This window comes from Haloarcula sediminis (assembly GCF_035656455.1).
GTDB lineage: Archaea > Halobacteriota > Halobacteria > Halobacteriales > Haloarculaceae > Haloarcula > Haloarcula sediminis.
Genome location: NZ_JAYMGA010000002.1, coordinates 65092 through 80952, shown reverse-complemented (window position 1 = coordinate 80952; position 15861 = coordinate 65092). Strand labels below are relative to the sequence as shown.

The 15861-nt window shown below is 67.4% G+C and carries 13 protein-coding genes; 6 read left to right on the top strand and 7 right to left on the bottom strand.

Going from position 1 to position 15861, the window contains the following annotated elements:
- Window positions 1-182: 182 nt before the first annotated feature.
- Window positions 183-440, top strand: a complete 258-nt coding sequence (locus VJ162_RS06050) for a HalOD1 output domain-containing protein (RefSeq protein WP_324663077.1) — start codon at window positions 183-185, stop codon at window positions 438-440.
- A gap of 17 nt (window positions 441-457) precedes the next feature.
- On the opposite strand, the gene VJ162_RS06045 is transcribed toward VJ162_RS06050, so the two are convergent.
- From VJ162_RS06045 to VJ162_RS06035, 3 genes are read right to left on the bottom strand one after another with little or no spacing between them, the layout of a single operon-like run.
- Entirely contained in the window at window positions 458-1726 is a 1269-nt protein-coding gene (locus tag VJ162_RS06045) for a DUF7405 family protein (RefSeq protein WP_324663076.1), read from the bottom strand.
- A gap of 60 nt (window positions 1727-1786) precedes the next feature.
- Window positions 1787-2299, bottom strand: a complete 513-nt coding sequence (locus VJ162_RS06040) for a winged helix-turn-helix transcriptional regulator (RefSeq protein ID WP_324663075.1) — start codon at window positions 2297-2299, stop codon at window positions 1787-1789.
- Complete coding sequence (locus VJ162_RS06035; protein ID WP_324663073.1) at window positions 2296-2631, bottom strand: DUF7471 family protein; 336 nt, start codon at window positions 2629-2631, stop codon at window positions 2296-2298. The genes VJ162_RS06040 and VJ162_RS06035 overlap by 4 nt, the downstream gene beginning before the upstream one ends.
- Window positions 2632-2709: 78 nt before the next feature.
- On the opposite strand from VJ162_RS06035, the gene VJ162_RS06030 reads away from it, so the two are divergent.
- Together VJ162_RS06030 and proS are read left to right on the top strand one after the other, a co-directional pair.
- Window positions 2710-3435, top strand: a complete 726-nt coding sequence (locus VJ162_RS06030) for a hypothetical protein (protein ID WP_324663072.1) — start codon at window positions 2710-2712, stop codon at window positions 3433-3435.
- A 48-nt stretch (window positions 3436-3483) separates the two neighbouring features.
- Window positions 3484-4938, top strand: coding sequence for a proline--tRNA ligase (proS, locus tag VJ162_RS06025; RefSeq protein ID WP_324663070.1), 1455 nt, complete (start codon window positions 3484-3486; stop codon window positions 4936-4938).
- Between the two features lie 76 nt (window positions 4939-5014).
- Here the strand turns inward: proS and VJ162_RS06020 are convergent, their stop codons facing one another.
- Window positions 5015-5149: a hypothetical protein gene (locus VJ162_RS06020; protein WP_324663068.1), complete on the bottom strand. Its 135-nt coding sequence runs from the start codon at window positions 5147-5149 to the stop codon at window positions 5015-5017.
- Window positions 5150-5469: 320 nt separating this feature from the next.
- Between VJ162_RS06020 and VJ162_RS06015 the strand changes: the two genes are divergently transcribed.
- Window positions 5470-5886 (top strand): CBS domain-containing protein, encoded by a 417-nt coding sequence (locus VJ162_RS06015; protein WP_324663067.1) that lies wholly within the window; start codon window positions 5470-5472, stop codon window positions 5884-5886.
- A gap of 183 nt (window positions 5887-6069) precedes the next feature.
- Window positions 6070-10626 carry a glutamate synthase large subunit gene (gltB, locus tag VJ162_RS06010; protein ID WP_324663065.1) on the top strand — a complete coding sequence of 1519 codons (4557 nt, stop codon included), beginning with the start codon at window positions 6070-6072 and terminating at the stop codon, window positions 10624-10626.
- Window positions 10627-10685: 59 nt separating this feature from the next.
- On the opposite strand, the gene VJ162_RS06005 is transcribed toward gltB, so the two are convergent.
- Window positions 10686-11777 carry a hypothetical protein gene (locus VJ162_RS06005; protein ID WP_324663063.1) on the bottom strand — a complete coding sequence of 364 codons (1092 nt, stop codon included), beginning with the start codon at window positions 11775-11777 and terminating at the stop codon, window positions 10686-10688.
- Between the two features lie 377 nt (window positions 11778-12154).
- Here VJ162_RS06005 and VJ162_RS06000 point away from each other — a divergent pair, with 377 nt between their 5' ends.
- Window positions 12155-13213 carry an NAD(P)-dependent glycerol-1-phosphate dehydrogenase gene (locus tag VJ162_RS06000; protein ID WP_324663062.1) on the top strand — a complete coding sequence of 353 codons (1059 nt, stop codon included), beginning with the start codon at window positions 12155-12157 and terminating at the stop codon, window positions 13211-13213.
- A 169-nt stretch (window positions 13214-13382) separates the two neighbouring features.
- Here VJ162_RS06000 and VJ162_RS05995 read toward each other — a convergent pair whose 3' ends face one another.
- A complete protein-coding gene (locus VJ162_RS05995; protein WP_324663061.1) occupies window positions 13383-13868 on the bottom strand; it encodes an NUDIX domain-containing protein in 486 nt (161 codons plus the stop codon).
- Between the two features lie 95 nt (window positions 13869-13963).
- Complete coding sequence (locus VJ162_RS05990) at window positions 13964-15703, bottom strand: S9 family peptidase (RefSeq protein ID WP_324663216.1); 1740 nt, start codon at window positions 15701-15703, stop codon at window positions 13964-13966.
- Window positions 15704-15861 lie beyond the last annotated feature (158 nt).

Below are 15861 nucleotides of genomic sequence, written 5' to 3'. Positions count from 1 at the left end.
GGCTGGCGAACGCCGTGGCCGGCTGTGTGAACCAGACGCTCCGGCGCGGCTGGCCACCAGCCCGCCAGCAACCGCACCTCGATGGTTGACACTCCCCCGGACCCCGCAAGAAAACAGTCAGTGAATGAATATATCGGCGGCAACCGATTTGTTTATCCGCACCGCGGGGGGTGTGAGTAACAATGGATCACACGAGAAGCTCGGACACGCCGATGACCGTCGCGGTGGTCGAGGCGGTGAGTTCATTCGAGAACTGTGACCCGACCGACCTGCCGCCGCTGTACGACACCCTGGACGCCGACGCGCTTGACGCGCTTTTCGAGACCGACGGCGGCCGCGGTTGTACCGTTTCCTTTCCGTTCAGTGACTCACACGTGACCATCGAGAACGGCGAGCGAATCGTTGTCGAGGCGCCCGAGACGACCTCGATGAGGCCGTAACCGCGGCCCCACCGGTCTCAGGCGGGCTCGGCCGGCGGCAGCGCCCGCAGGTCGCGGGGCGGCAGCAGGTAGTTGCCGCGGCGCTCGACACGCATGTACTGGAGGATGCCGTTGTTGACCCGCTGGCCGACCGCGGATTCGTCGGCCACGTCGGTGCCGTTGGTCATCGTCTTGGTGGCGACGAAGTCGGCGATAGAACGCTGCAGTGAGAGGAAGTGGACCCGCGCCTCGCCGCCGTCGGTCGAGTCGAAGTCCCGCCGGAGGATGATCGGGGTGTCGTTCTCGTCGCGGGCCCGGGCGGCCTTCTGTGCGTGGCCGGCGACGCCCTCGGTCCGGCTGTTCTCGACCACGTCCTCGGCGCAGTCGCCGACGCCGCTGTCGGTGCCGAGGTTCTCGCCGACCCCCTCGACTTTCCCCTCGTCGGCGTGGGCGGGACAGAACATCTTCGAGACGCGCTGGTCCCGCGAGTCCTGCTCGTACCACTGCTGGAGCTGCAGCCGGATGCGCGAGAGGTGCTGGGTCGCCCCGCTGGCGAAGGGGCCCGACTCGACCGTGACGCGGTCCTCGCTGGCCTGGTTCTCCTTGAAGCCGGACTTGAATCCCATGAAAAGCGGGGCGTCCTCGGGCACCGGTTCCGAATCGGGGATGCCGTCGGCGTCCTGGTTCTGGGCGGGGAGGCCGGCCCCGACGAAGCCGGTGCGGCGGTCGGCTTCGGCGAGGACGCCGTCGAAGGAGGCGGCCATCTCGGTGTCGTTGACGGAGTCGTGCTCGCCTTTCAGCGCCTCTTCGGCCGCGAGGACGACCTGCTCATGGTCGCTTGCGAGATGTAACAGGGCGTCGGGTGTGTCGAACTCGGGGTCCTCGAAGGGGGCCAGCGCCGCCGGTTCGGGGAGGTCGACACCGGTCGGCTCGGCCTCGAAGCGCTCGAAGTAGGCCGGGCTGTAGCCGAGCGTGAACTGGAGCCCGTCGGCCTGCCAGGCGTAGGCCCGCTCTAAGGACTCCAGGGCGTCGGTGACCTGTCGCCGGTCGGCGTCGGTCGGCGTCCCGTCGCGCTCGTAGTCGAGCAAGAGCAAGACGTGGTGCCGGCCCAGCCGCTCGTTGCCGGCGTCGTCCGTGGGCAACCCCCGGTTCCAGGCGTGTTGTCGGGCCGGCAGATTCGCGGGGTCGGTCCCCGAGGGGACGTCGGGCGACCCGAACCGGTCGAGGCAGGCGGAAAGCGCCGACGCGCCGCCGATAGCGACGGCACTCTTCGCGAAGTCGCGTCTGGAGATACCACGGTCACTCATCGGCCCGGGCTAGGGACTCACCGCATTACTCGTTTCTGGTACGCTAGACGAACGGGGCTCTCAGCCCCGGTCGGGGGGCTCCAGCAGGCTGTCGACCAGCCGCTCGAAGCGGTCGGTCAGCCGCTCGGCGAGGCCCGGTTCCACCGTCCCGAGCAGCGCTATCGTCTCGTCGGCGCGGGACAGCGAGAGTGTGACCCGGTTCCCGTCCCGGTCTTTCCGGACGATGTCGCCCGCCACCAGCCCGTCGAGGTGGTGTTCCAGCGTGGACCGGGCGATACCGACGCGGTCGGCGACGGCGTCGGGTCGCGCCTCGCCGGCGTCGTACAGCACCGCGACGACGTCGCGGGCGGTCTCCCGGCGGAGCATCGCCAGCGCCGTCCGCTCCCAGCCGTCGTACCCCGGCGGGTAGTAGTGGGTCCGGCCGTTGACCCGTTCTTCCGTGATGTCCTCCAGGCGGGCGAGGTGGTACTGGACCTGTCCGGTCGCCAGCTCAAGCCCGCGGGTCAGCGCCCGGAAGTGGACGCCCGGCTCTCGCTCTATATACCGTCTGATGCGCGCCCGCGTCTCGCTCATCGCCTCACCTCCCGTCGCCGGCCGGTCGCCCGGGCGTCGTACACCGCTCCGAGGACCAGCAGGACGACGACGGCGTCCGCCCCGTGTTCGAGCGTGTGGTGGGTCGCGGGGCCGACGGCGCCGACCATCGCCAGCCCACCCAGTATCGGCTGTGCGACGAGCGCTGCGAGAGCGAGTGTGACGAGCAGATACGCCCGCGACCCCCGCCGACGGTAGGCCGTCAGGCCCGCCAGACAGAGCGCCGCTGCGGTCAGCGCCGACACCGCAAGTACGACCGTGAAGTCGACGTGGACTGCCCCCCAGTGTCCGCCGACGTGACCCGGCACATTCATGGTCGTCGTACGGGCTGAATCCACCTGACTCGTTCGGTTCGTGGGGAGTTTTTTACGGCCCCCCTTCGAGCGACGGGTATGGACAGTATCGGGTTCGTCTGTGACCCGGACCACCCGCTGTTTCGCCCCGTCGCCGAGCGGTTGGCCGTGCGTGGCTTCGTGGTCGAGTTCCACCGGCCGTCCGACTCGGTCGCCCCGGCCGACATCGACTCGCTTTCGGCGCTCGTCGGCGGCACGGTCCACCCGGTCGCTCTCGCTGCCCTCCGGTACGCGGACGCGAGCGGGGTCCAGACATGGAACGGGTTCGTCGCGACGGTGGCGCTGTCGGCCCGGCTGGTCACGCTGTCGGCGCTCGAAACTGCCGGCTGTCGGGTCCCCGATGTCAGGTTCGACGGCCCCAGCGACGGGTACGAGCCCGGCAGCCGGTACGCCTGGGAGGGACCGGCGGCGCTCGACGCGCCCGCGCCGTTTCACGTCGAGGCGGTCGGCACGGGGCCGGTCGAGTACCGCTACTACGCGGTCGACGACGGCCGGGAGACCCACATGCGTGCCGTCGAACTCCGGAGCGAACTGGTCGATGACGACGCCGCCCTCCGGCAGGCCGACGTCGACGTGTCACTGGCCGCCTCGGTCCGGGAGCTACTGGAGCAGTTCGACGCCCGCGCCGTCGCCGTCGACTTCACCCGGGGCGCGGACGGCGAGTTCTACGCCGTCCGGGCGACGCCGACCCCGACGTTCACCGGCGCCGGGATGGACCGCCGGGTCGCCGACTCGGTCGCGTCGCTTACGACCCTCGGCGCGTGACGAAGCCCCTTCGGATAGTTTAATAACGCCCTGGGCCACCCTCCGGTAATGAGCGACCAGCAGGATCTCGGTATCACCGAGAGCAAAGAGCATTCACCCGGCGAGTGGTACGCCGAGGTCGTCCAGAAGGCCGGCCTCGCGGACTACGCCCCGATGGGCGGGTTCATCGTCACGAAACCGCGCGGCTACGCGGTCTGGGAGCGCATCCAGAACCACCTCGACGGCTGGTTCAAGGACACGGGCGTCCAGAACAGCTACTTCCCGATGTTCATCCCCGAGAGCTTCCTCGAACGGGAGAAAGACATCGTCGAGGGGTTCGACCCCGAGGTCGCCTGGGTCACCCACGGCGGCCACGAGGAACTGGAGGAACGGCTGGCGGTTCGCCCGACCAGCGAGTCCATCATCGCGCCATTCATGGCCGACTGGACGCGCTCGCACCGTGACCTCCCCCTCAGATTGAACCAGTGGTGTTCGGTCGTCCGGTGGGAAGCGACGGAGACGAAACCGTTCTTCCGCACCAAGGAGTTCCTCTGGCAGGAGGGCCACACGGCCCACACCGACGAGGAGGGCGCCTGGGACGAGACGATGACCCGTCTCGAACAGTACAAGCGGCTCTACGAGGAGGTCATGGCGGTGCCGGTCATGGAGGGGCGCAAGCCGCCCCACGACAAGTTCCCGGGCGCACACACCACGACGACGGTGGAGGCGCTGATGCCCGACGGCAAGACTGTCCAGGGCGGGACCTCCCACTATCTGGGCACGTCCTTCGCGGAGGCGTTCGACATCACCTACGCCGACGAAGAGGAGGAAGACAACGTCGCCCACACGACCTCCTGGGGGCTCTCCTGGCGGGCGATGGGCGCGCTCATCATGACCCACTCCGACGACCAGGGACTCGTCTTGCCCCCCGCCGTCGCGCCGACACAGGTCGTCATCGTCCCCATCTGGCAGGAGGACACGAAAGACGAAGTCCAGGAGTACGCCGCCGACCTCGCGGTCGACTTAGAGGACGCCGGTGTCCGCGTCGAACTCGACGACCGCGACCACCGTAACCCCGGCTTCAAGTACAACGAACACGAGCTCAACGGCGTTCCCCTGCGCGTCGAAGTGGGCCCCCACGAGGTCGAGGACGACGAGGCGACGCTGGTTCACCGCCCCGACGGCGAGAGCGAGACCGTCGACCGCGAGGGAATCGGCGACACCGTCTCCGAGCACCTGGACACCGTCCACGCCAAGCTCTACGCCAGCGCCGAGGAGACGCTCGAAGGCGAGATCCGGGAGGCCGACTCCCGGGAGGAGATTCTGGGCACCATCGGCCAGCACGGCGGCTACGTCAAGTGTGGCTGGTGTGGCGACGAGGACTGCGAGGACCCCATCAAGGAGGCTATCGCCGCCGAAATCGTGATGGTCCCGCTGGACCGCGACGAGGAGCCCGTTCACGACGAGTGTGCCATCTGTGGTGAGGCCGCAGAAGAGACCGCCTACTTCGCGAAAAGCTACTGAGAGCGGACCGCTCGCCGCCTGCCAGCGGGGGAACCCGCGGCGGGTGATGGTTCCCGTGTCATGACGTGAGCTCGTCCTAGGCCGCGTCGAGGACCGACGTGACGTCGTCGTCCTCGAACGGGTCCCCGTCGCTGTCCGCTGTTCCTGTCTCGACCGGGGAGTGGTCGTCGGTACGTCTGCCGTCCGTCGACTGATAGCTCTGTCCGGACATTGGCTGTGTCTAGTGTGACTCTAGGGTGGCCAGTCACCTATAGCGACAGCAGCGTCTTCCGACTCTGAAAGAACCCCCGCGAAGGATAGGATGGGGCCGAGGGAGCGTGTGACTTTCTCCGTGCCCCCATAGACGACTCTCTGCTCCTGATATATAAATCAGCGTCAGACTTCGGGCTGACAACCGGCAGACGGCGGGCCATTCACCCGGCTGAATGACATTTCTTGCGGCGTCCCGACACCGACAATTAGGCGCCTGCTGTCATCGGGTGGCTGCCGCGTAACAACAAGTTTATCCACACCTGTGTGTGAACAATGACCATGGATGACGTATTTGTCGGCAGCCTGATGACCTCGCCCGTCACGACCGTCCCGGCAGACACGCCGGCGAAGGCGGCAGCCGCACTGATGCTCGACGAGGGGATTAGCTCCGTCGTCGTCGTAGACGAGGACAACCAGTTGGAAGGTGTCCTCACCTCTACCGACTTCGTCGCTATCGCGGCCGCCGAGGCGTCCGCGGCGTCCTTCTCGGTGGCCGACCACATGACGACTGACGTGGTGACGACCACGGCCCAGGCATCTATCGTGGATGTCGCGGACCTGCTCATCGAGCACGGTATCCACCACGTCCCGGTCGTCGACGACACGGAGGGGGTCGTGGGGATGGTGACGACGACGGACCTGACCGCGTATCTCTCGGGGGCGGTGGACGGGGAGTCCGCCCGCGCGTGGACCTGAACTATCGAGTGGGCGCGGCAAATGTGACGACGCCCGACAGCCGACGGTGCCGTCACGCCACTTGTTAACCGCTGTACAACGCGGTTGATTATGGACAATATATATGCCCTAATGGGGGGATTAGGAACACTAGTCCATTGATGAACATCCTCTTATGGGAGTCGCCTCTAGACACGCGCACACATGGTTGAGCGACACATCAGTGACCAGTCTGCGGGCGAGGCCGGGCTCGCAGACCCGACTGACGAACGATCGAACTGCGGTGTCGGGGTCGTAATGGACCTCGACGGTGAGAGCGACCACAGCACCGTCGCCGACGGGCTGGAACTCCTGGAGAACCTGGAACATCGAGGTACCACCGGCGCCGAGAAGGGCACCGGCGACGGCGCGGGCATCATGCTCCAGATTCCCCACGAGTTCTTCGCCGAGGAGTTCGACGCGGATCTCCCCGACCCCGGCGCGTATGCGGTCGGGACGCTTTTTCTCCCAAGTGACGACGACGAGGCCGCATCGGACCTGAAGGCCCTCGTCGAGACGGAACTGGCCGGCGAGGGGCTTGACGTGCTGGGCTGGCGAACGGTCCCCACCGACAACAGCGACCTTGGCGCCACGGCGCTCGAATCCGAGCCCGAGATCGCCCAGTTCGTCGTCACCGCCGACGACGGCGCGAGCGGCGAGGAGCTGGACAACCGCCTCTACGTCGGCCGGCGCACCCTCGAAAACACCGTCGAGTCCGAGGAGCCGTCGGGCCACGACCGATTTTATGTCGTCTCGCTTGCCACCGACGTCGTCGTCTACAAGGGCCTGCTCAAAGCCGAGCAGCTGCTTGACTACTACCCGGACCTCTCCGATGGGCGTTTCGAGTCCACCTTCGCGATGGTCCACGCCCGCTTCTCGACGAACACGCTCGGCGCGTGGCACCTCGCACACCCCTACCGACGCATCATCCACAACGGCGAGTTCAACACCATCCAGGGCAACATCAACTGGATGCGCGCCCGCGAGACCGACATCGCGAGCGACACCTTCGAGGGCGACATCGACCGGGTCAAGCCCATCATCGACGACCCCTCCCAGTCCGACACCGCGAGCGTCGACAACGCCCTGGAGCTGCTCCTGCAGGGCGGCCGCGACCTGCCCCACGCCCTGCGGATGCTCATCCCCGAGGCCTGGCGCGGCGAGATGAACGACGTCTCCGGCGACCGGCGGGACTTCTATGACTACCACGCCTCGCTGGTCGAACCGTGGGACGGCCCCGCCCTCGTGGCGGCGACCGACGGCGAGCGCATCGGCGCGGTGCTGGACCGCAACGGCCTGCGCCCGTGCCGGTACGACATCCTGGAGGACAACACGCTCGTCATGTCCTCGGAGGCCGGCGCACTGGAGAGCGACCCGAGCGACATCGCCGAGCGCGGCCGGCTCCAGCCGGGTCAGTGTTTCCTGGCCGACCCCGAGGAGGGGCGGGTCATCCCCGACGCGGAAGTGTTCGACTCCATCACAGACGACAAGTACGGCGAGTGGGTCGAGTCCGAACAGCTCCACCTCGACGATGTGGCCCCGCGCGAGGACAACACGCCACAGGACGCTGTCGGCGGCCTGCGCAGCCAGCAGGCGATGTACGGCTACACCTACGACGAGGTCGACCACCTCATCGAACCGATGGCCGAGAAGGGCAAAGACCCGGTTGGCTCCATGGGCGACGACACGCCGCTGTCGGTGCTCTCGCAGTTCAACCGCCCCCTCTTTACCTACTTCAAGCAGCTGTTCGCACAGGTCACCAACCCGCCGCTTGACTACATCCGCGAGGAGCTCGTCACCTCGCTTGAGTCCCGGCTGGGCTACCAGCGCAACCTGCTCGACGAGAGCCGGGCCCACGCCCGACAGCTGGTGCTTGACTCCCCGGTTCTCACCGACGAGGAGACGGCCGCTATCAAGGACCTAGACGAGAACGGCATGTCGACGCGAGTCATCGACATCACCTACGAGAAGGGCACGGACCTCCGGGAGGCCGTCGAGGACGTGCGACGCGAGGCCTCCGCGGCCGCCGAGGAAGAGGACATCATCGTCCTCTCGGACCGCGCGGCCGGCGAGGACCGCGTCCCGATTCCCTCCCTGCTCGCGGTCGGTGGCATCCACCACCACCTCGTGCGCAACGGGCTCCGCAACCACGTCGGGCTCGTCGTCGAGTCCGGTGATCCGCGTGCGGTCCATCACTTCGCGACGCTCATCGGCTACGGCGCGGGCGCGGTCAACCCCTACCTCTCCTATCAGACCATCGAGGACCTCGTCGCCGGCCCCGACGGTGCCGACCTGGACAAGGCCATCGACGCCTACATCACGGCCGTCGAGGACGGCCTCCTGAAGACGATGGCCAAGATGGGCATCTCCACGGTCGAGTCCTATCAGGGCGCCCAGATATTCGAGGCCGTCGGGCTTTCCTCCGATTTCATCGCGGAGTACTTCGAGGGGACCACCTGCCGGACCGAGGGTATCGGCCTCGACGAGATCGAGGACGACCTCCTCCAGCGCCACGACGTGGCTTGGAGCGAGGCGGAGCCGGACATGCCCCGCCAGGGCGAGTACGAGTTCCGCTCGAACGGCATCCACCACCAGTGGAACCCCAACACGGTCGGCAAGATACAGCAGGCCGTGCGCATGGGCGACTACGAGAAGTACCAGGAGTTCGCCGAGCTCATCAACGACCAGAACGAGCAGCTCCAGACGCTTCGCGGGCTCCTTGAGACGGACTCGGACCGCGACCCCGTCGACATCGAGGACGTCGAACCCATCGAGGACATCGTCGAGCGCTTCGAGACGGCCGCGATGTCGCTTGGCTCGCTCTCCCCGGAGATGCACGAGAACAACGCCATCGCGATGAACCGGCTCGGCACCAACGCCAACACCGGCGAGGGCGGCGAGCCCCCGGAGCGTTTCGGCACCGAGAAAGAGTGCAAGACCAAGCAGGTCGCCTCGGGCCGTTTCGGCGTCACCAGCAACTATCTCGCCGAAGCCGAGGAGATACAGATCAAGATGGCCCAGGGCTCAAAGCCCGGCGAAGGCGGCCACCTGCCCGGCAAGAAGGTAAACGAGATGATCGCCCACGTCCGCTATGCGACGCCGGGCGTCGGCCTCATCTCGCCGCCGCCGCTGCACGACATCTACTCCATCGAGGACCTCAAACAACTCATCCACGACCTGAAGGCGGCGAACCCGGAGGCAGACATCAACGTCAAGCTGGTCGCCGAGGACGGCATCGGGACCGTCGCGGCCGGCGTCGCCAAGGCCAACGCCGACGTGGTCCACATCTCGGGCCACGACGGCGGGACCGGCGCCTCGCCCAAGACCTCCATCAAGAACGCCGGGCTCCCCTGGGAGCTGGGCGTCGCGGAGGCAAACCAGATGCTTCGCGCGACCGGCCTGCGTTCGCGCATCGAGATTCACTCCGACGGCGGCATGAAGACCGGCCGCGACGTGGCCGTCGCCGCCCTGCTTGGCGCCGAGGGGTACGCCTTCGGGACCGCCTCGATGGTCACCTCGGGCTGTGTGATGGCCCGCCAGTGCCACGAGAACACCTGTCCCGTCGGCGTCGCCACCCAGAACGAGAACCTCCGCAGTCGCTTCCCCGGCGAGCCCGAACACGTCATCAACTACATGACATTCGTCGCCCAGGAGCTGCGGGAGATAATGGCCGAGCTGGGCTTCGAGACGGTCGACGAGATGATAGGCAAGGCCAGCGTCCTCGAACAGCGCGAGGACGTGACCCAGGAGAAAGCCCAGAAGCTCGACCTCTCGTCGGTCATCGCCGAACCGGCCGGGTCGGACGGCCGCTACAAGCAGCGCGAGCAGGACCACGAGGTCGACGAGCAACTCGACTGGGAGCTCATCGACGCGGCCGAGGACGCCATCGAGAACGGCGACCCGGTCGCTATTGACACCGGGATAACCAACGTCGACCGCGCGGTCGGCGCGACGCTGTCGAACCGCATCTGCCGGGAACACGGTGGTGACGGGCTGCCCGACGACACGATTCGGGTGGACTTCGACGGCACCGCGGGCCAGTCTTTCGGCGCCTTCCTCGCACACGGCGTGACCATGGAGCTGACCGGGACCGCAAACGACTACGTCGGCAAGGGGCTCTCTGGCGGCAAACTGATAGTCAACACGCCCAACGAGGCGCCCTACGACGCCGCCGACAACATCGTCATCGGCAACGTCGCGCTGTACGGCGCGACCCAGGGCGAGGCCTACGTCAACGGCCAGGCCGGCGAGCGCTTTGCGGTGCGCAACTCCGGCGTCAAGGGCGTCGTCGAGGGCGTCGGCGACCACGGCTGTGAGTACATGACCGGCGGCGCCATCGTCGTGCTTGGCGAGACGGGCAAAAACTTCGCGGCCGGGATGTCCGGCGGCGTCGCCTACGTCTACGACCCCGACGGCACGTTCGCCGAGCAGGCAAACACCGGGATGGTATCCATCCGGGACACGCTCGAAGCGAAGGACCGCGGGATGATAACCCGCCTCGTCGAGAACCACGCCGCCTACACCGATTCCGACCGCGCGAAGGAGCTGCTGGAAGAGTGGGACGACGAGCTGTCGAACTTCACGATGGTGATGCCCGACGCCTACGCCGAGGTCATCAGCGACCGCGAACGGGACGACGTGCGCAACGAGCCGCCCGCGGCCGCGACGCCGACGGCCGACGACGCGACCGAGGCTGACTTCGCTGCCTCCTCGGACGACTAGTCGGTCCCGTCGATTTCTCTGCGGTTACCCACGAACGCCGTCGAAAACCCCGGGAGTAGTCAGATCGGCAGGGGCACCCAGCCGCTGTCCGGGAAGACGCCGACAAGCGCCAGGACGGCGATGGTAAAGGTCGTCAGGACGATCGAGGCCGCCGGCGGGTCCCAGTGGGTGTCGCTGTGGGCGTAGAAGACGCGCTGGTGTACCTCGCCGACCAGCGCGCCGTAGACGCCAAAGAGGGCACCGACGAGAAGCGCCACGATGGCGTCGCCGCCGGTACCCAGTATCAGTGCGGCCGTACTCGACGGCAGTGTGATGTGGTGTGTGACCGGTATCTTTTCGACGCCGAGGTTCAGAAACAGCAGGGAGGCCGCGCTGATACCGAACCCGAGGAAGAAGCTCTCGGTCACCAGGGCGATGTACGCCCCCAGGACGCCGACGGCCAGGCCGAGCAAGGCGACGCCGGACCACTTGTACTGGTGGGGGAGCCACGGCTCGACGGCGAGGCGGTCCGCCTCGACGCCGCCGTCGGTCGCGACGTCGCCACCCGTCGCCGACGTTCGCATATCCCCACGGGCAAAGGGGCTCATATCCAGCAGGCCGTCGCCGCGGGCCTCGCCCACGAGCGGGTAGCCCAGGGCCAGTCGGTGGGCGACAGCCGAGAGCGTGACGCCCATCGCGATGGGGTCCCAGGGGAGCGCCAGCCCGCCGGACAGCTGGCGGATGAACATCCCGAGGACGCCGAAGACGCCGCCGACCAGGAGGACGTCCGGCTCCGTCCCGAACGCATAGAGGATGTTCTTCCCCTCGTGGTAGTCGAACCCGGTGTCCATCTTCCCTTTCTTCGCGGCGTAGGCAGTCGCCGCGGCCCCGCCGGCGAAGGCGATGTGGGGCCCGAAGACGGGGCCGAACGCGACCAGCCCGGTGACGTTCGGGGCCACGTCACCGGTGGCGATACCCGCCACCTCGCCGAGCTGTGCGGTCAGGATGTTGATGGCCTCCCCGGCGATGACCATGAACCCGGTGAAGATGAACGCCGGCAGCGCCCCGAGGGCCGCGCCGAACACCCCGCCGGCGAAGGAGGCGACCAGCAAGACGAGAAACGCTGTGACGCTGAGCCCGAGTACCGGTACCTGAAGTACCGAACCTAGCATCGTCGGTCACCTCCCGTGACAGTCGGAGCCGTCACGGCCGGCAGCAACCGTCTCGGCGGTGCCCGTGACCGACACCGCCCGCCGCCGGAGCCGTAGTGGTCGGATGCCGATTCGCCAGCGGCCGTCCGCGTATGTTTGTCAGCCATGGTTTCGGTCGGATGGTGCGGTGGTTGTCCATCTCTCTCGTCTCGACCGCACGGAGCCATGTCCGGGCCGGTAGACCGGCCGTGTGTCGACGCTGCCGTTGTGTCAGTAACTGACACGATTAAATCACATAAAAGTTATCAGCAGTAGTGAATTTATTTCTTGCCAATATGTATTGCCGGGGCGCCGGTCGATGACAAACCGTTTTGCCACCACGGTGAGGAGGGGGATGTATGTTCGACAAATCGACGTGGATTCGCCTCCCCCGAAACGTCGTGGTGGGCCACGGCGTCCTCCCACAGACCCTGGACGCCGTCGAGGAGCTCCATCTCACCGGGCGGCCGCTGGTGGTCTCCAGCCCGACACCGTACGAAGTCGCCGGAGAGCGGGTCATAGAGCAGTTCGCAGCGGCCGGGTACGATCCGGCCGAGATCGTCATCGAAGAGGCGAGCTTCGACTCCGTCCAGAAGGTGATCAGCCACGCCGAGGACGTCGACCCCGGCTTTCTCATCGGCGTCGGCGGCGGGAAGGCCATCGATATCGCGAAGATGGCGGCCGACCACATCGGTCGCGGGTTCATCTCGATTCCCACGGCGGCCAGCCACGACGGCATCGTCTCGGGCCGGGGCTCCATTCCGGAGGAGGACACCCGCCACAGCGTCGCCGCGGAGCCGCCGCTTGCGGTCGTCGCGGACACGGAGGTCCTCGCGGAGGCCCCCTGGCGGCTGACGACAGCCGGCTGTGCCGACATCATCTCGAACTACACCGCTGTTCGGGACTGGGAACTCGCTCACCGGCTGAAAAACGTCCCGTACTCGGAGTACGCCGGCGCGCTCTCCCAGATGACCGCCGAGATGCTCGTCGAGAACGCCGACTCCATCAAGCGCAACCTGGAGGAGTCCTCGTGGATTGTCGTGAAAGCGCTCGTCTCCTCGGGCGTGGCGATGTCCATCGCGGGCTCGTCCCGCCCCGCCAGCGGCGCGGAACACCTCTTTTCTCACCAGCTCGACCGCATCGCGCCGAGCGCGGCGCTGCACGGCCATCAGGTCGGCGTCGGTGCCATCATGACCGAGTATCTCCATACCGGCCCCCAGGGGCGCTGGCGCGACGTGCGCGACGCGCTGGCGGCCATCGGCGCGCCGACGACGGCGGCCGACCTGGACATCGACCGCGACACCGTCATCGAGGCACTGACGACGGCCCACGAGATACGGGACCGCTACACCATCCTGGGCGACGGGATGAGCGAGGAGGCGGCCGTCGAGGCGGCGACGGTCACCGGTGTCGTCTAGCGAGGTAGTTCGCTTCGCTCACTACCTCGAAAGCGACGCGGGGAGCGCGAGATGCGAGCGCAGCGAACGCCTCGACGGCGAGTAGCGCGAAACGAAGTTCCACGGACCGTTCGAGCGGGCAAAGCCCGCGAGCCAGAAGTGACCCGCGAGCAGCAGCGAGGTCGCCCGTTCAGACGAGTTCGCTGACGGCGTCGGCCTCGGCGTCCCAGCGCACCGACTCCCCGGACGGCTTCGACGAGTCGACGACCTCGGCGGTGAACACGACGGTCAGCCGGTACACCGTCTCCTCGGACTCGGTGTCCTCGTTTCGGATGCCGTGGATGTTGGCGCGGACGGCGTCGGTGACGGTGCAGTCGACGCCCGCCGCCTCCCTGACGATGCGCTCGACCGCCTCCGAGACCTGCTCGTCCGGCCGCGTCTGGCCGCGTGGCACCATCCACTCCCCGTCCCCCTCCCGGAGAAGTACGGCCCCGTCGTCGTCCCGGACAACGCAGCGCACGTCCAGTTGGCCGTCGCGCGACCGTTCGAGGCTCTGTTGGTACCGCTCCTCGTCGACCTCGAACGTCGTCTGTGTGACCTCCGGCGGGCCAAACTGCTCCTCGATTCGCGTCAACCGCTCCTCGACTCGGGACCGGGAGCGGCTGGCTACGTCCATACCGGCTGGTTGCCATGGACTCGTATAAAGCCAGCCACTTGTTTTCGCGCTCTGAAACTGCTTTCAGGAGGCGGTAGCGGCGATAACGTCGGCCCCTACACGTGCCGGTTGAGGAAGTCGACGACGCGCGTGTAGGCCTCGATGCGGTTCTCGCGTTTGCTGATGCCGTGGCCCTCGTCGTCGAAAATCTTCAGTTCGACCGGCACGCCGTGGGACTCGACCTCGGTAGCTATCTGTTCGGCCTCGCCGACAGGTACCCGGGGGTCGTTCGCGCCGTGGAGGACGAAAAGCGGCGCCGTGATGCGGTCGGCCCGGTTGATGGGCGAGATGGATTCGAGAAACGCCCTGTCGTCGTCGAGCGAGCCGTACTCGGCTTCCCGTAACTCGCGGCGCCACTCGCCGGTGTTCTCCAGAAACGTGACGAAGTTCGCGATGCCGACCACGTCGACGCCGGCCGCCCAGAGGTCGGGGTACTCCGTGAGCGCCGCCAGTACCATGAAGCCGCCATAGGACCCGCCCATCGCGACGACGCGCTCGGGGTCGACGGCCGGCCGGTCGCGGAGCCATTCGACGCCCGCTCGGAGGTCCTTCACCGAGTCCATCCGTTTTTCGACGTCGTCGAGATGCGTGTAGGCCTTGCCATAGCCCGTCGACCCCCGGACGTTGGGCTCCAGGACGGCGTAGCCCCGCGACAGGAAGTACTGGGTCAGCCCGGCAAAGGAGGGCCGGCGCTGGCTTTCGGGCCCGCCGTGGATGTCGACGATGACCGGCGTGTCACCGTCCTCGTCGGCCCCCGGCGGCAGCGAGAACAGGGCCGGAATCGCCCGGCCGTCGAAGCTCTCGAAGCGGACGACCTCGGGCTCGACGAACGTCTCCCGCGGGATGCCGGCCGTCGAGGCGCGGGTCCAGCGTTCGGCCTTGCCCGTCGCCGTCTCGACGACGAAGACGTTCGTGTTGACGGTGCGGCCGGTGACGCTGACGGCGAAGCGGTCGGCGTCGGGCCCCCAGGCCACCCCGCCGGCCAGCCCGCCGGGGAGGTCCGGCGTGGGGAACTCCGAGACGGTCGTCGGCCCCGCCAGCTCGCCGACGTTGAGCTCGTTGTACCCCTCGATGTTCCGGGAGTAGGCCAGCCGGCCGCTCTCCCGGTCGACCGAGACGCCGTCGATGTTCCACCCGCCGCCCTCGCGGACGATGTCGAGGTCGCCCGAGAGCGAGAGCCGCGCGAGCTCCAGCGTGTCGCTGTCGGCGTCGGTGACCAGATACAGCGCCTCGCTCTCGGGTCCCCACGAGACGCTGGAGTAGCGCACGTCGCCCTCGTGGGGGGTCAGATGGGTCCGCTCGCCCGAGTCGATATCGAGGACGTAGACGTCCTGGTCGAAACTCGAATGGGCCTCGCTGATGGCTAACTTGGTCCCGTCCGGCGAGAACCCGCTGACGGTGAACCAGCCGTCCCCCTCGAACACCAACTCGGCGTCCTCGCCCTCGCGGTCCTGGACGTACACGTCGAAGACGGATTCGTCGCGGCGGTTCGAGGCGAAGGCGAAGCGGTCGCCGTCCGGCCCCCAGCCGCCCCACCGGTGTTTCGCGTCGGGCATCGCCGTCAGCTCCGTGACCGTGCCGCTCCCGTCGTCGAGGCGGTAGAGCTGGGTGCGCTCGTTGCCCCCTTCGTCCATCCCGAAGACGAGTTCGGGCCGCGTCGGCGAGTAGTCCACGAAGCCGACGGGCTCGTCGTAGAAGGTCCGCTGTTCGGGCCACGCGCCGGGCTCGTCGAGTGTCCAGACCTGCCCCACGCCGGTCGTGTTCAACAGGAAGGCCAGCCGGCCGTCGGGCCCCATCGACGCACCGTAGGCGCTCCGGACGTTCAGATACCGTTCGAGGTCGTACACGCTCGCTAGCAGTACTGGCCGATGCAAAACGTTTTGCTGAATACGAGATAGGTTAGTTTGGGATTGCAGTACAAGATTCGCACAGACAGAAAGCCCCGGCAGGCGGC

Excerpts from the sequence above, each read along its gene's own strand:
- VJ162_RS06005 (WP_324663063.1), bottom strand. The coding sequence starts at position 11,777 with ATGCTAGGTTCGGTACTTCAGGTACCGGTACTCGGGCTCAGCGTCACA.
- VJ162_RS06035 (WP_324663073.1), bottom strand. The coding sequence starts at position 2,631 with ATGAATGTGCCGGGTCACGTCGGCGGACACTGGGGGGCAGTCCACGTC.
- VJ162_RS06045 (WP_324663076.1), bottom strand. The coding sequence starts at position 1,726 with ATGAGTGACCGTGGTATCTCCAGACGCGACTTCGCGAAGAGTGCCGTC.
- VJ162_RS06020 (WP_324663068.1), bottom strand. The coding sequence starts at position 5,149 with ATGTCCGGACAGAGCTATCAGTCGACGGACGGCAGACGTACCGACGAC.
- VJ162_RS06000 (WP_324663062.1), top strand. The coding sequence starts at position 12,155 with ATGTTCGACAAATCGACGTGGATTCGCCTCCCCCGAAACGTCGTGGTG.
- VJ162_RS06050 (WP_324663077.1), top strand. The coding sequence starts at position 183 with ATGGATCACACGAGAAGCTCGGACACGCCGATGACCGTCGCGGTGGTC.
- VJ162_RS05995 (WP_324663061.1), bottom strand. The coding sequence starts at position 13,868 with ATGGACGTAGCCAGCCGCTCCCGGTCCCGAGTCGAGGAGCGGTTGACG.
- proS (WP_324663070.1), top strand. The coding sequence starts at position 3,484 with ATGAGCGACCAGCAGGATCTCGGTATCACCGAGAGCAAAGAGCATTCA.
- VJ162_RS06040 (WP_324663075.1), bottom strand. The coding sequence starts at position 2,299 with ATGAGCGAGACGCGGGCGCGCATCAGACGGTATATAGAGCGAGAGCCG.
- VJ162_RS06030 (WP_324663072.1), top strand. The coding sequence starts at position 2,710 with ATGGACAGTATCGGGTTCGTCTGTGACCCGGACCACCCGCTGTTTCGC.
- VJ162_RS06015 (WP_324663067.1), top strand. The coding sequence starts at position 5,470 with ATGGATGACGTATTTGTCGGCAGCCTGATGACCTCGCCCGTCACGACC.
- VJ162_RS05990 (WP_324663216.1), bottom strand. The coding sequence starts at position 15,703 with ATGGGGCCCGACGGCCGGCTGGCCTTCCTGTTGAACACGACCGGCGTG.
- gltB (WP_324663065.1), top strand. The coding sequence starts at position 6,070 with ATGGTTGAGCGACACATCAGTGACCAGTCTGCGGGCGAGGCCGGGCTC.